The following is a 15237-nucleotide window of genomic DNA, read 5'->3' on the forward strand; positions in this document are numbered from 1 at the left end:
AAAATTTTATTTAATTTCTATCCTTTAAAAAAGCGTGATAAACACTGCCTACGCCCCCCATGAAAAGGCTGAAAACTATTATCATTTTTATTATAAGAGCGATAACGCGCACGGCAAGATTCAATATGTTGTTTAAGCATCCATGGCTCTTTTTTTTCTAATTTTTCCGAAGAAGACGTTAAAAACACTTTTTTAGCATCTGGTACAACTTTTAATGATGCGCCTTTTGTGCTTAAGTGCGGCGATGTAACAAATGCCACTTCAGGATACCACCAATTATCACTGTATTTACGATAACCACGCCGATAATGACGATAACCTTTGAAACCATTAAGTTCTCTACGCCCCGTAAAAATCAGAGGCACCGAACTATCTAGGACAGAAGTCTGAGTAACCAGTTTGGCTTTAGCGTCACTTCTATTTTGCCCCCAATTAACAAGAGTGGTTGTTATAATGAAAAAACTGCTAGCAAATACAAAAGCTAAAGCATAATATAATTTTTTTTTCATACTCATAACAAAAAACTCAACATAATAAACAACAGTAATTACAGAAAGCCTTTCTCTTGCTAGACAGAAACAGATTCTTTTCTTAAGATTCTTTTTTCTTGAGACATTCTGTTACTCTTTGTACTAAACGTTGATCTTGGCAATAAGATCCTTCAAAAAAGAATGAATAAATGATGATAAAAACCCCCTACTATCTTATAGACAAATCGAAACTCATCAAAAACATGCAAACAATTTCTCGTTTACGGGAAATGTCCGGAGCTAAAATTTTACTTGCTTTAAAATGTTTTGCCACATGGAGTGTTTTTGATTTAATGTCTGAGTTCATGGATGGAACCACATCATCATCCCTTTATGAACTACGTTTAGGAAGAGAAAAATTTGGCAAAGAAACCCATGCTTATTCAGTGGCTTGGGCAGATGATGAAATTGATGAAGCCTGTGGTTATGCAGATAAAATCATCTTTAATTCCATCCAACAGCTTCAACGCTTTTCTGATGCAACAAAAACCATTCAAAGAGGTTTAAGGTTAAATCCAGGAATCAGCGCATCAAATTTTGATCTTGCCAACCCCTCTCGCCCTTTTAGCCGCTTAGGAGAAACAAACCAAAGCGCTATCAAAGAAGTTCTGCCTCTTATCAACGGATTGATGATCCATAACAATTGTGAAAATGCTGACTTTAATCTTTTTAACCAAATGCTTGGATATATGGAAGAAAAATTTGCAGAACTTTTTTCTGCTGTTGACTGGATAAGCCTTGGCGGCGGAATCCATTTTACGGCTGAAAATTATCCTCTAGAAGCTTTCGCAAAACGCTTAAAACAATTTTCTAAAACTCATGGTGTTACTCTTTTTCTAGAACCAGGAGAAGCTGCTATTACCAAAAGCACCACATTAGAAGTCAGTGTTCTTGACACATTGTATAATGAAAAGAATCTAGCCATCGTTGATAGCTCAATTGAAGCACATATGCTTGATCTTCTCATTTATCGTGAAAATGCCAAATTAGAACCTAATCTAGGACCACACGAAATTATGATTTGTGGAAAATCTTGTCTTGCCGGCGATATTTTTGGAACATTTCAATTTCAAAAACCTCTTAAAATAGGCGATAGGCTGTCTTTTCAGGATGCAGCAGGTTATACAATGGTCAAGAAAAACTGGTTTAATGGCGTTACAATGCCTGCTATTGTTCTCAAAGAGTGCGATGATACATTAACACTTCAACGCCAATTCAGCTATAACGACTATCAGGAAAGCCTTTCATAAAGATAAACCATAAAAAACGTCATACAACAGTATTAAAAAGGGAGATGAACCTACAATGAAAAAAAATGTTCTCATTATTGGTGCTGGAGGTGTTGCACAAGTTGTTGCACACAAATGTGCTCAAAACAACGATATTCTTGGTGAAATTCATATTGCTTCACGAACACTCAAAAAATGTGAAGCCATCATTGCTTCTATTAAAGAAAAAAACACAATGAAAGAGCAAGGTGTTCTCAAAAGCCATTCGCTCAATGCCATGAATGTAGAAGAAACTATAAAGCTCATCCAAAAGACCAAATGTGAAATTGTCATTAATGTTGGTTCTGCTTTTCTTAATATGTCTGTTCTTTCAGCTTGTATTGAAACCAAATGCGCTTATATCGATACAGCGATTCATGAAGACCCATTGAAAATTTGTGAAACACCTCCTTGGTATGGCAATTATGAATGGCCTCGGCGTCCAGAATGTGAAAAAGCTGGTATAACCGCTATTTTAGGAGCAGGTTTTGACCCAGGTGTAGTAAATGCTTATGCAGCATTAGCGCGCGATGATTATTTTGATAAAATCACAGATATTGATATTATTGATATTAATGCTGGAAATCATGGACGTTGGTTTGCTACAAATTTTGATCCAGAAATTAACTTCCGTGAATTTACAGGACAAGTATGGTCATGGCAAAATAAAAAATGGACTTCCAATAAAATGTTTGAAGTCAGCCATGAATGGGATCTTCCCGTTGTGGGAAAACAAAAAGCCTATATGACAGGACATGATGAAATTCATTCACTTTCCAAAAATCTTGATGTAGAGAATGTCCGTTTCTGGATGGGATTTGGTGATCGTTATATCACTGTTTTTACGGTTCTGAAAAATCTTGGTCTCTTATCTGAACAGCCCATTAGGACAGCAGAAGGACAAGAAGTCGTGCCCTTGAAAGTCGTAAAGGCCGTCTTACCCGACCCTTCCTCTCTTGCCCCAGACTACACAGGAAAAACCTGTATTGGAGATCTTATTAAAGGCGAAAAAGATGGAAACCCGAGAGAAATTTTTATCTATAATATAGCCGATCACAAACAAGCTTTTCATGAAACTGGGGCACAAGGCATTTCCTATACGGCTGGCGTACCAGCAGCCGCAACAGCTCTTCTTATTGCCACAGGTGAATGGGATGTTAAAACTATGGTCAATGTGGAAGAATTACCACCCCACCCTTTCCTTAAATATCTTGATCATATGGGGCTTCCCACTTTTATAAGAGAACAACAAGAGGATAAAAAATTACAATTTTAATACCTATAGAAAGCATATGCTTGATTTTTTAAGTTATCACAAAACTGCCCAATGAAAACAAACTTAATATTCTCGTGTAATTATGGTTTTCAAAAAAATTTTAGCTATTCGTTATATTTTGGCAACATTGCGATTTCTTAACAACCCTAAAGAAGAGACATAGCATCTTTTTAAGACATAGCGATCAATGATCAAGAAAAACAGAGAAGAAAAAACTAATTTAATCACACTGTATAACTTGTCATTATCATCAAAAGATAGTGTCATAAACAAAAGATATAAAAATACCGCTCTTTTAAAGAAGAGCGGTATTTTGTAGAATATTTAATCCCTCCCCTCTTCATCTTAAATGACAAAGATCCTTAACCCACACCAATCATTAAACAATTCAATTTCTTTGGGTGAATTCCTCTTGGCTTCTCTCTTCATATGATTCACCATCATATACAACATGTTGATTTATAACGCTGAATACTGTAAAATTCTCTTAATCACAAACTCTCAAATAATAAAGAGCTTTAGCAATATTGAGAACTGAAAAAGTGTATTATAATACCAGCGTGTACTTTTACTAAACATAAAGATTATAGTGCACAATAGGTCTTATAACAGTTTGAATGAATTTCATATATTTCAAGAGGAACTTTACAGCTATACCATTCATGAACACATCGCGAAGTAGATTTAAGCATTTTGAGAGATGTTTTCTTAACACAAAGCACGCAGATAGGTTCAGAATCTTATCTTAAATATTTTATAACAGTATAAAAACTACCCCATATATAAAACTTTACATAGACTAAACACCACCGCTCTAAACGATATTGCACAACAGAATAATCAATCAAAAATGCACAACAGATATCTAAAACAGTAATTATCGAAAAGCATACAACAAATGGGACATTTCAATACAATTGGTTATATTCTTTTTTTAAGTTTTAAAATGTTGTTGCATGCTTCACAAATATTTTCTGCCCTCCGTACCTTTTAAAATTTACTTTTTAAAAGCTTTTTAAATATGAAGTGGTTTAGCAAATGTTGCCAAAGCTGCCTCACGCACGGCTTCTGATAAGGTAGGATGTGCATGGCAACAACGTCCCAGATCTTCTGATGAACCACCAAATTCCATTAAAACTGCAATTTCATGGATCATTTCACCAGCACCAAATCCAAGAATATGCCCCCCTAATACCCGATCTGTTTTTTTATCAGAAAGGATTTTAACGAACCCATCACTCTTTTGCATTGCACGTGCACGACCATTGGCCATAAAAGGAAATTTGCCAACATTATATTCAATACCAGCAGTTTTTAGCTCTTCTTCTGTCCTTCCTACACTCGCAATTTCCGGCTGTGTATAAACAACACTAGGAATAACATCAAAATTAACATGCCCTTTTTGACCTGCCAAAATTTCTGCCACAGCAACGCCTTCTTCCTCTGCTTTATGTGCTAGCATTGGCCCTTTTACAACATCACCAATCGCATAAATTCCTGGAACATTCGTCTGCCAATGAGCATCAATTGAAATAAATCCGCGTTCATCTAACTGAACACCAACCTCTTGTAAGCCAAGCCCCTCTGTATAAGGAGAACGTCCAGTAGCAATAAGCACAACATCAGCCTCTAAAGTTTCAGATTCACCACCTTTGACAGATTCAAAGCTCACCTGAGCAGTTGAACCAGATTGTGTAACAGCTGTTACCTTTGCACCCGTTTTATATTCAATCCCCTGTTTTTCCATTAATTTCTGAAATTGCCGTGAAACTTCACCATCCATTGAGCCCAAAACTTTATTAAGATACTCAATAATGGTCACCTTAGCACCTAAACGGCTCCAAACTGATCCAAGTTCTGAACCAATGACACCAGCACCTACTACAATCATATGCGTTGGTACTTTTTCAAGTGAAAGAGCTCCCGTAGAAGAAACAATAGTCTTTTCATCAATTTCAACATTCACTCCTGGAATGCCTGAACTCTCTGAACCGGTAGCAATAATAATATTTTTTGTTTCAATTGTTTGTTTATTACCATCTCTGGCAACAACTTCTACATGACCCGCACTCAAAATTTTGGCTGTCCCCAAAAAAGTATCAACTTTATTTTTTTTCATCAAAAAAGAAACACCACTCGTATTGGCTGTCACCACAGCTTTCTTATGAACCATCATTTGTTCAAGATTAAGCTTAGATTTACCAATAGAAATACCAAGCGTTTCAAAACCATGCTGGGTTTCAGAAAACACTTCTGAAGCATGCAACAACGCTTTAGAAGGAATACAACCAACGTTGAGACATGTTCCTCCTAATGTTGTACGCTTTTCAATAATTGCTACTTTAAGTCCCAGCTGCGCCGCTTTTATTGCTGCTACATAACCACCTGGACCCGCTCCGATCACAGCCACATCATAAGACATCCGTTTCTCCTTTCATCCTGAAAACTGTATTTTACAAATCAAGAACAAGGCGTTCCGGATCTTCTAAGCTTTCCTTAACACGCACAAGGAAAGTCACAGCTTCTTGCCCATCCACAATACGGTGATCATAAGAAAGCGCTAAATACATCATGGGGCGGATCACAACTTGACCCTCAACAACCATTGCTCGCTCTTTAATCGCATGCATTCCCAAAATACCAGATTGTGGTGCATTCAAAATCGGTGTTGACATCAACGATCCATACACACCACCATTGGTAATGGTAAAAGTTCCGCCCTGCATATCAGAAACGGCTAATTTTCCATCACGCGCAAGACGCCCCAAACGACCAATCTCTTTTTCAATCTCTGCCAATGACATTTGATCTGCATCTCGCACCACTGGAACAACAAGCCCTTTATCCGTTCCAACAGCAATTCCAACATTGACATAGTTTTTGTAAACAATATCTGTCCCATCAATCTCTGCATTAACAGCAGGAAGTTCTTTTAATGCATGACAAACAGCCTTGGTAAAAAAACCCATAAAACCAAGTTTAACACCATGTTTCTTTTCAAAAATATCCTTATAACGCTTGCGCAAATCCATCACCGCTGACATATCAACCTCATTAAATGTGGTTAACATTGCTGCTACATTTTGTGCATCTTTAAGACGGCGAGCAATTGTTTGACGCAATTTCGTCATACGAACCCGCTCTTCACGTGTTTCTTGGACAGGAGTTGCCGAAGAACTCGTCGCAGAAGAAGAGGGTGTAGGAGCATTTGTACTTTGTTTTAATCCACCAAGAACATCTTCTTTAAGAATTTGTCCACGTTTTCCAGAACCTGAAATATCGCTTTTTGCAACATTATTTTCAGCCATCAATTTTGCTGCTGAAGGAGAAGGAGGCATTGCACTGCTCAAAGCAGGCTTCTCCGATTCAGATGAAGCCGCTGGAACAAGTGTAGCAGAAGGTGAAAGTGATTGGGAGATACCAGCTTCTCCAGCCTTCACCACTCCTAAAAGAGCATTTACTTCAACCGTATCGCCTTCTTTTGCAATGATTTCAGATAATTTCCCAGCAACAGGAGAAGGAACTTCAACGGTTACCTTATCAGTTTCTAATTCAACCAAAGGCTCATCCATAGCGACAGCTTCGCCAAGTTTTTTAAACCATTTGCCAACCGTTGCTTCGGTAACCGATTCGCCCAAAGTAGGAACACGAATTTCAGTAGTCATAATATTTTTCCATACATCAGAGTAGTAATAAATTAAGAACCTAACGCGTCTTTAAGAAACGCAGCCAGTTGTTCAAGGTGTTTCACCATTAACCCAGAGGCCGGTGACGCACTCGCAGAACGTCCTGCATAACGAGCACGTGAATATTGCGCATTAATATGCGTCAAAACCCATTCCAAATAAGGCTCAATAAATGACCAAGCCCCCATGTTTTTTGGTTCCTCTTGGCACCAAAAAACTTCCGCCTGCAAAAAGCGCGATAATACATTCACCAAAACTTTTGCAGGGAAAGGATAAAGCTGTTCAACACGAAGGAGGTAAACATCATCAATACCCCTTTTTTCACGTTCTTCATAAAGGTCGTAATAAACCTTACCAGTACAAAGAACGACACGGCGAATCTTATTATCTTTTTGCAACTTAATGACAGAATCTTTGAGACATTCTGCATCATCAAGCAACACACGACAAAAACTTGTTTCTGGCCCCATTTCATTTAGAAAAGAAACAGCTCGCTTATGACGTAAAAGTGATTTCGGTGTCATCAAAATCAATGGCTTCCGGAAATCACGCTTAATTTGTCGACGCAAAATATGAAAATAATTTGCAGGGGTTGTACAATTAGCAACCTGCATATTATCTTCCGCACAAAGTTGAAGAAACCGTTCTAAACGTGCAGAAGAATGCTCCGGCCCTTGCCCTTCAAAACCATGAGGCAATAAACACACAAGACCAGACATACGAAGCCACTTACGCTCTGCGGATGAAATAAATTGATCAAAAATGACCTGTGCACCATTAGAAAAATCACCAAATTGTGCTTCCCAAAGTGTTAATCCTCGTGGTTCAGCAAGAGAATATCCATATTCAAAACCAAGAACAGCTTCTTCAGAAAGCATAGAATTAACAACATCATAAAGCGCTTGCCCCTTTTGTAAATGATTCAAAGGAATATAACGCGCCTCATTTTCTTGGTCATAAAGAACTGAATGACGTTGTGAAAAAGTTCCCCGTTCAACATCTTCACCGGAAAGACGAACCGGTGCTCCTTCCAAACAAAGTGAACCAAAAGCTAAAGCTTCAGCAGTTGCCCAGTCAACACCCTCACCGGTTTCAAAAATTTTAGCACGATTATTTAAAAAACGTTGAATGGTTTTGTGAACGTGAAAATCTGCCGGAATTTCAACAATTTTCTGACCAATTTCCTTTAAAGTTTTTAATTCAACACCAGTTGTTCTAGAATGCTGCTCATCAGAACTACTAAAAGCTTTGAGTCCCGTCCAGCTTCCATCAAGCCAATCAGCCTTATTAGGTTTATAAGAAGCACTTGCTTCAAGTTCACCTTCAAGCTTATCGCGCCATAATTTTTTTTGTTGCTCAATCTCTTCTGAAGTAACCATTCCTTCTGCTACCAATTGGTCACTATAAAGTTGAAGTGTTGTTTTATGATTACGTATTGCTTTATACATAAGCGGCTGCGTAAAGGAAGGTTCATCACCTTCATTATGCCCATAACGGCGATAACAAAACATATCAATAACCACTGGTTTATGGAAAATTTGGCGAAACTCTGTTGCTATTTTGGCAACAAAAACAACTGCCTCAGGATCATCACCATTCACATGGAAAATTGGTGCGTCAATCATTTTTGCGACATCTGATGGATAAGGCGAAGAACGTGAAAAACGTGGAGATGTTGTAAAACCAATCTGGTTATTGATAATAACATGAAGTGAGCCTGCAACACGATAACCTTTAAGACCTGAAAGACCAAAAGTTTCTTGGATAACGCCTTGTCCTGCAAAAGCGGCATCACCATGAATAAGCAATGGCATCACTTTTGAACGCTCACTTAATGGGAGTAAATCAGTATGCGCATGTCCCATAAGTTGATCTTGTTTAGCACGTGCTTTTCCCATAACAACCGAATCAACAATCTCAAGATGAGATGGATTGGCCAACAGCGATAAATGAACTTTTTTACCATCAAAGTCCAGATCAGCGGTAGTTCCCAAATGATATTTGACATCACCGGATCCCTCCACATCATCAGGCTTGTAAGATCCCCCTTTGAATTCATGAAAAATAGCCCTATGCGGTTTGGCAAGAACTTGTGAAAGAACATTTAAACGACCACGATGTGCCATCCCTAAAATAACTTCCTGCACCCCCAAAGCACTACCACATTTGATAATCTGCTCAAGAGCGGGAATCAGCGCCTCACCACCATCGAGTCCAAAACGCTTTGTGCCTTTATATTTAGTGTCTAAAAACTGTTCGAATCCCTCTGCCTGAATAAGCTTATTCAGAATAGCTTTCTTGTCTTGGTGTGTGAAAGAATTTTTTTTATCTCGCCCTTCAATGCGTTCTTGAAGCCATACTTTCTGAACCGGATCAGAAACATGCATATATTCCACACCGATTGTTGAACAATAGGTACGATTGAGAATCTCAAGCATTTGCGGAATAGTTGCATATTCCAACCCTAAAACATTATCAATAAAAATGGGACGCTCGTAATCAGCTGGAGTAAAACCATACGCTTCTGGAGAAAGTTCCTTATAATCTTCTTGTTTTTCGGACAATTGAAGAGGGTCAAGTTGCGCATGAAGATGTCCCCGTTCTCGAAACGCACGAATCATCATAATTGCATGAACGGAATCACGTGTTGCACGAATAATATCTTGTTCACTGGAAGTTTTTCCCTTTTGTGCAGCACCTGTTATTGCTTTTTCCTTTAATTTATCGCCAAAATATTTTTCAAGAGAAGACCAATCACCATCAAGAGCAGAAATCAATTCACCCTCTGCTTTTAATGGCCAATGATCACGCTGCCATGTTGCTCCTTCAGCATTTTTAAGAACATCTTCTTTATTATCATGAAGTCCTTCAAAAAAAGCACGCCACTGTGAATCAACACTGGTAGGATCTTTTTCATATTGAGCATAAAGTTGATCTATATAATCCGCATTCCCACCATAAAGAAATGATGTCTGTGCAAAAAGGCTATTTATTTCGTCCTGCCTTGCCATATACTTCTCCGGAACATTTATTCCGTCTCCTTATATCTCTTTTTGACCTTTAAATGCTTACAAACAAGCAGTGATTCGAACATTCAAAAAAGTTTTACCTTTTTATACTCAAGTTTTCTCACCTGAATCTAAGAACCTTTTCTTATTCAGGTGAAACTTTCTTTTAGCCTTTCAAAACTGACATCAAAGTCTTACCTATCTGTGATGGCGAAGAAGACACACGAACCCCTGCTGATTCCATTGCCGCAATTTTATCTTCTGCTCCACCTTTACCACCAGAAATAACAGCACCAGCATGTCCCATTGTACGTCCTGGAGGAGCCGTACGGCCAGCAATAAAGCCAACAACTGGCTTTTTTCGACCTTTTCTTGCTTCATCTTGCAGAAACTGTGCTGCTTCTTCTTCAGCAGAACCACCAATCTCACCAATCATAACAATAGACTCGGTTTCATCATCCGCTAAAAACATTTCCAACACATCAATAAATTCAGTACCCTTAACAGGATCGCCACCAATCCCTATAGCAGTTGTTTGTCCGAGACCTTCCTGACTCGTTTGAAAAACGGCTTCATAAGTTAAAGTTCCCGACCTCGAGACAACCCCAACAGAACCTTTTCTAAAAATAGAACCAGGCATAATACCAATTTTACATTCATTTGGTGTAAGAATACCGGGACAATTAGGACCAATAAGACGAGACTTTGAGTTTTCTAATCGCGCCTTCACTTTAACCATATCCATAACGGGAATACCTTCCGTAATACAGATAATTAAACGAACTTCAGCTTCTATAGCCTCTATAATAGCTGCCGCAGCCCCTGCAGGAGGAACATAAATAACGGAAGCATCTGCACCTGTTTTTTCTTTTGCTTCTGCAACATTAGCGAAAATAGGAAGAGTTTCGCCTTTTAAACCTTCCCATGTTTCTCCACCCTTTTTAGGATTAACGCCACCAACCATTTGCGTACCATGATAAGCAAGTGCCTGTTCTGTATGAAATGTTCCTGTTTTTCCTGTAAGCCCTTGAACTAGAACTTTTGTCTCTTTATTCACAAGAATTGACATAGCTTAAGCTCCCTTCACGGCTGCAACAATTTTTTGGGCAGCATCATCTAAATCATCAGCAGGAATAACATTCAAACCACTCTCATTGATAATTGTTTTACCTTGCTCAACATTAGTACCTTCAAGACGAACAACCAAGGGAACCTTTAAACCAACCTCACGAACAGCAGCAACCACACCTTCAGCAATGACATCACAACGCATAATACCACCAAAAATGTTAACTAAAATGCCCTTAACATTTGGATCGGCCGTAATAATTTTAAAAGCAGCTGTCACCTTTTCTTTTGTTGCTCCACCACCAACATCCAAAAAATTCGCTGGCTCTGCTCCATAAAGCTTAATGATATCCATTGTTGCCATAGCAAGCCCAGCACCATTAACCATGCAACCAATCGTACCCTCAAGAGCAACATAAGCAAGATCATGCTTTGATGCTTCTATTTCCTTTGGATCTTCTTCTGAAAGATCGCGCAATTCTAAAATATCTGGATGACGAAACAGAGCATTATTATCAAAAGAAACTTTCGCATCAAGAACACGCAAGTGACCATCTTTCATCACAATAAGCGGATTGATTTCTAAAAGGCTCATATCTTTTTCACAAAATGCCTTATAGAGAATCGAAAAAAGCTTTTCACCATCTTCTCGCGCACTACTTTGTAGTTTCAACGCATCACAAAGTCTTGCACAATCAGCTGAAGTAACACCCTCTACAGCATCAATGGGAAGCGTGAATATTTTTTCTGGTGTCTCTTCAGCAACCGTTTCAATATCCATTCCACCTTCTGTTGAAACAACAAAAGCAATTCGACCAACGCTACGATCAACCAAAAGTGAAAGATAAAGCTCCCGTTCAATATCGGCACCATCTTCAATATAAAGGCGGTTGACCTGCTTACCCTCTGGACCAGTTTGTTTGGTTACCAAAGTTTTTCCAAGCATTTCTTGAACATTTGCAACAACTTCTTCAACAGATTGTGCAAGCCGAACACCACCCTTTGCATCAGGACCAAGTTCTTTAAACTTACCCTTACCACGACCACCAGCGTGTATCTGACTTTTAACCACATAGAGAGGTCCAGGCAATTTTTCCGCCCATTTTTCAGCTTGCTCTACAGAATAAACAGCGACACCATTTGCAATTGGTGCTCCATATTCATGAAGCAGACGTTTGGCCTGATACTCATGGATATTCATGCATTTGTCCTTTTCTTTTATGGATCTTATTAATCCTAAAGTTTTAACATTCTAAATACTTATTTTAATGAATTAAATCTTGTTCAATTTACTTGAGACTAGGTACAAGAGCAATACAAGCTTCACAAAGCTTTTTAACCGCATTTACTGAATGATCAAAAGCTCCTCTTTCTTCTTTGTCAAGATCAATTTCAATGACTCGTTCAACACCACCTGCACCAAGTACAACAGGTACCCCAACATAGGTATCATTAACCCCATATTCTCCTGAAAGATAAGCTGCAACAGGCACAACACGCTTAGTATCCTTTAGATAGGCCTCAGCCATAGAAACAGCAGAAGCTGCTGGTGCATAATAAGCAGAACCTGTTTTTAACAAACCAACAATCTCTGCACCGCCATCACGGGTACGCTGGATAATTTGATCAATTCTTTCCTGTGTTGTCCAGCCCATCTTTATAAGATCAGGCAAAGAAATACCACCAACTGTTGAATAACGCACGAGAGGAACCATTGTATCACCGTGCCCCCCTAAAACAAACGCTGTCACATCTCTAATAGAGACCTTAAATTCCTCAGATAAAAAATGACGAAAACGCGCTGAATCAAGAACACCAGCCATACCAACTACTTTATGTGTAGGGAGACCTGAAAATTTCTGCAATGCCCACACCATCGCATCAAGGGGATTGGTAATACAAATAACAAACGCTGAAGAAGCGTATTTTTTAATTCCAGCTCCAACTTGTTCCATAACCTTTAAATTAATGCCCAAAAGTTCATCACGGCTCATACCAGGTTTTCGCGCAACACCTGCTGTTACAATAACAACATCAGCATCTTCAATTGCTTCATAAGCATTAGCACCTTTTAGACTGATATCAAAACCATCAACGGGAGAAGATTCGGCGATATCTAGAGCCTTACCTTGTGGCACACCTTCTGTAATATCAAATAAGACCACATCAGCAAGCTCTTTAAGCCCAATAATATGTGCTAAAGTACCACCAATCATACCTGAACCAATGAGAGCTATTTTTTTCCGTGCCATTTTATTTTTTCCTAACTTTTAGATCATTCAGCGCACACCCAATCAACGTCCGTATACTGATATTTTTGACTTCAACCATATTCAAACAATATCATAAAAAGGAGTAAAGAAATGAAATTTACAAATTTATCTCCTTACAGAAACAACAACCCTCCGCTGAAACAACTATTAGAAAATTATCACGATGTATCGATAAAGTGAATTTAAAAAAAATACAACAGAATTATTATATTTCTTTAATTTCAAAAAGTTATTGTTTTGACAGTTTACGTAAAGGTAAAAGTATAATCAATGCTTCTTCTTCAAAAGAAAATGTTCTTCCCAAAGTTTTAAATAATCGTAGCTTTGCATTTCGAAAAGACGTGATTGTGTTCTTTGAAATTCAAATGTTTCCGTAATCTGCGCATGCCCTTTATACAAATCCCCTATCCCTGCGGCTGCCGACATAAACAACCGTATATGCCGCTCATAAAGAATATCAATAAGCAAAATAAACCGTTTTGTTTCATTGCGACATGTATCATCCATGACCGGTACATTATCAATAAAAATCGTATGATAATGCTCTCCTAATAACAAATACTCAGCCGCGGCCAAAGGCTTTGCACATAAATCCCCATAATCAAAACGAGCACATCCTGCACCAAAGCGCGGAATAGGAATAAAGCGCCCTTTTATAGAAAGCTCATCAGACATCTCCTTATGTCCTTGCAATACAAGTGCCCATGCTTGATCCATATATTCATTTGCTTGGCCCCCCAACGGCGATACATACATCTGTTGTAGATTTGATTTTTCAAGGCGATAATCTGTTTTTGCATCAAGATTAACAACACGAACATATGCTTTCAAAACTTGAATAAAAGGCAAAAAGAGCTCACGATTCAAACCGTTACAATAAAGGTTATCCGGCGCCACATTTGAAGTCGCAATAAAGAAAATTCCTTTATCAAACAGAGCAGAAATAAGCCGCCCCAATACCATAGCATCAGCAATATCCGTTACACTAAACTCATCAAAACAAAGTACTTTTGCTTCTCGTGCAAGATCTTTAGCAACAGCTAAAATAGGATTATCTTGTTTAAATTTTGTACACCCAGATGCTTGACGATAAGAATTAATACGCTCATGCACATCAGCCATAAAATCATTAAAATGGGCACGCTTTTTATGAACTTTAGGCAAACAAGAAAAGAACAAATCCATCAGCATGGTTTTGCCCCGTCCTACTTCACCATAAATATACAGTCCCTGAAAAAAAACTGTTTCATCTCCTTGTTTTACAACGCAAGAAATATTTTGTTTTTTCCTTTTAAATATTCTGTTAAAGAAAGAGCAAAATATCCAAGGCAAAGAATGAGAGATATTTTGTTCCGCAATTTTTTTTAATAAATGATCAAAATATTCTGTTATAGCTAATTGAGCGGGATCAAAACAAACCTCTCCTTTAGCGACAAGCTCCTTATAACGTGTTGAAACGAGAATCATCCAAAAAACCTTTTTCAAACCGACCTCAATGAAAAATACAAATACTTTTCAAGAATCTGTCCGTCTAGTTTAGTTTGTCATAAACGATCAAAAATGATTTAACGACTTAAAATAACGGGATGATCATCAAGTGTACGTCCCTCAAAACGATCAACATTTGAAGAATAAAGAACGAGGATAACACGTCCAGAGTTATTATAAAAATATAATCTTTTTCCTTTAACAGCCCACGATCTCACTTGGGAAACAATTCCTGGACAGTGTAAAGGACCAGCACGGTACCCTTGTCCAAACTTTGTTTGTGGAGTTGCAATCCGGCAAACTTTTCCTCCCATAGAAAGATTCCATACCCCAGCAATACTTGCAGGAAATAAATCAGTGGCATTGCTTGGCAATTCGAGACTAGCCATTCGTCCATCGCTCTGAGAATCTCCTTTTTCATACATCGGAGCGTTTGCATCTTCAGATATCGACGAAGAAGTAGACGACAGATCAGACGCTTCTAATATTGTCATTTTTTGAGATGGATAAAAAACTTCTAATGCGTTACCATCGTCATTACCATCAAACCGTGTTGTTGAACACCCCCCTAAAAACATTACAGTTGATAGTGCAACGAAAAACGAAACTTTTGAAAACACCATGTCTGTACTCTCTCCCA

The 15237-nt window shown here is 38.3% G+C and carries 11 protein-coding genes; 2 read left to right on the plus strand and 9 right to left on the minus strand.

Going from position 1 to position 15237, the window contains the following annotated elements:
• Positions 1 to 17 precede the first annotated feature (17 nt).
• The gene (locus tag ACFIMX_RS00225; protein ID WP_375617429.1) at positions 18 to 515 is read right to left on the minus strand and encodes a BA14K family protein; all 498 of its coding nucleotides are present in this window, start codon (positions 513 to 515) and stop codon (positions 18 to 20) included.
• A gap of 167 nt (positions 516 to 682) precedes the next feature.
• Here ACFIMX_RS00225 and ACFIMX_RS00230 point away from each other — a divergent pair, with 167 nt between their 5' ends.
• The gene (locus ACFIMX_RS00230; RefSeq protein ID WP_375639548.1) at positions 683 to 1780 is read left to right on the plus strand and encodes a carboxynorspermidine decarboxylase; all 1098 of its coding nucleotides are present in this window, start codon (positions 683 to 685) and stop codon (positions 1778 to 1780) included.
• 55 nt (positions 1781 to 1835) lie between these two features.
• A complete protein-coding gene (locus ACFIMX_RS00235) occupies positions 1836 to 3074 on the plus strand; it encodes a saccharopine dehydrogenase NADP-binding domain-containing protein (RefSeq protein WP_375617430.1) in 1239 nt (412 codons plus the stop codon).
• A gap of 1015 nt (positions 3075 to 4089) precedes the next feature.
• On the opposite strand, the gene lpdA is transcribed toward ACFIMX_RS00235, so the two are convergent.
• The 8 genes from lpdA to ACFIMX_RS00275 form a co-directional block, all read right to left on the minus strand.
• Complete coding sequence (gene lpdA / locus ACFIMX_RS00240; RefSeq protein WP_375617431.1) at positions 4090 to 5496, minus strand: dihydrolipoyl dehydrogenase; 1407 nt, start codon at positions 5494 to 5496, stop codon at positions 4090 to 4092.
• A 31-nt stretch (positions 5497 to 5527) separates the two neighbouring features.
• Positions 5528 to 6739, minus strand: coding sequence for a 2-oxoglutarate dehydrogenase complex dihydrolipoyllysine-residue succinyltransferase (odhB, locus tag ACFIMX_RS00245; protein WP_375617432.1), 1212 nt, complete (start codon positions 6737 to 6739; stop codon positions 5528 to 5530).
• A 32-nt stretch (positions 6740 to 6771) separates the two neighbouring features.
• Entirely contained in the window at positions 6772 to 9771 is a 3000-nt protein-coding gene (locus ACFIMX_RS00250) for a 2-oxoglutarate dehydrogenase E1 component (protein WP_375693874.1), read from the minus strand.
• 163 nt (positions 9772 to 9934) lie between these two features.
• The gene (sucD, locus tag ACFIMX_RS00255; protein WP_375639457.1) at positions 9935 to 10837 is read right to left on the minus strand and encodes a succinate--CoA ligase subunit alpha; all 903 of its coding nucleotides are present in this window, start codon (positions 10835 to 10837) and stop codon (positions 9935 to 9937) included.
• Between the two features lie 3 nt (positions 10838 to 10840).
• Positions 10841 to 12037: an ADP-forming succinate--CoA ligase subunit beta gene (gene sucC / locus ACFIMX_RS00260; RefSeq protein WP_375639458.1), complete on the minus strand. Its 1197-nt coding sequence runs from the start codon at positions 12035 to 12037 to the stop codon at positions 10841 to 10843.
• Positions 12038 to 12125: 88 nt separating this feature from the next.
• Entirely contained in the window at positions 12126 to 13088 is a 963-nt protein-coding gene (mdh, locus tag ACFIMX_RS00265) for a malate dehydrogenase (RefSeq protein ID WP_375617436.1), read from the minus strand.
• 288 nt (positions 13089 to 13376) lie between these two features.
• On the minus strand, positions 13377 to 14576 hold the full coding sequence (gene zapE / locus ACFIMX_RS00270; RefSeq protein WP_375639460.1) for a cell division protein ZapE: 1200 nt from the start codon (positions 14574 to 14576) through the stop codon (positions 13377 to 13379).
• Positions 14577 to 14674: 98 nt separating this feature from the next.
• Positions 14675 to 15220 carry an AprI/Inh family metalloprotease inhibitor gene (locus tag ACFIMX_RS00275; RefSeq protein ID WP_375639461.1) on the minus strand — a complete coding sequence of 182 codons (546 nt, stop codon included), beginning with the start codon at positions 15218 to 15220 and terminating at the stop codon, positions 14675 to 14677.
• Between the last annotated feature and the right edge of the window lie 17 nt (positions 15221 to 15237).

Origin of the sequence: Bartonella sp. AD24XZML, assembly GCF_042196485.1 — a bacterium.
Lineage (GTDB): Bacteria > Pseudomonadota > Alphaproteobacteria > Rhizobiales > Rhizobiaceae > Bartonella.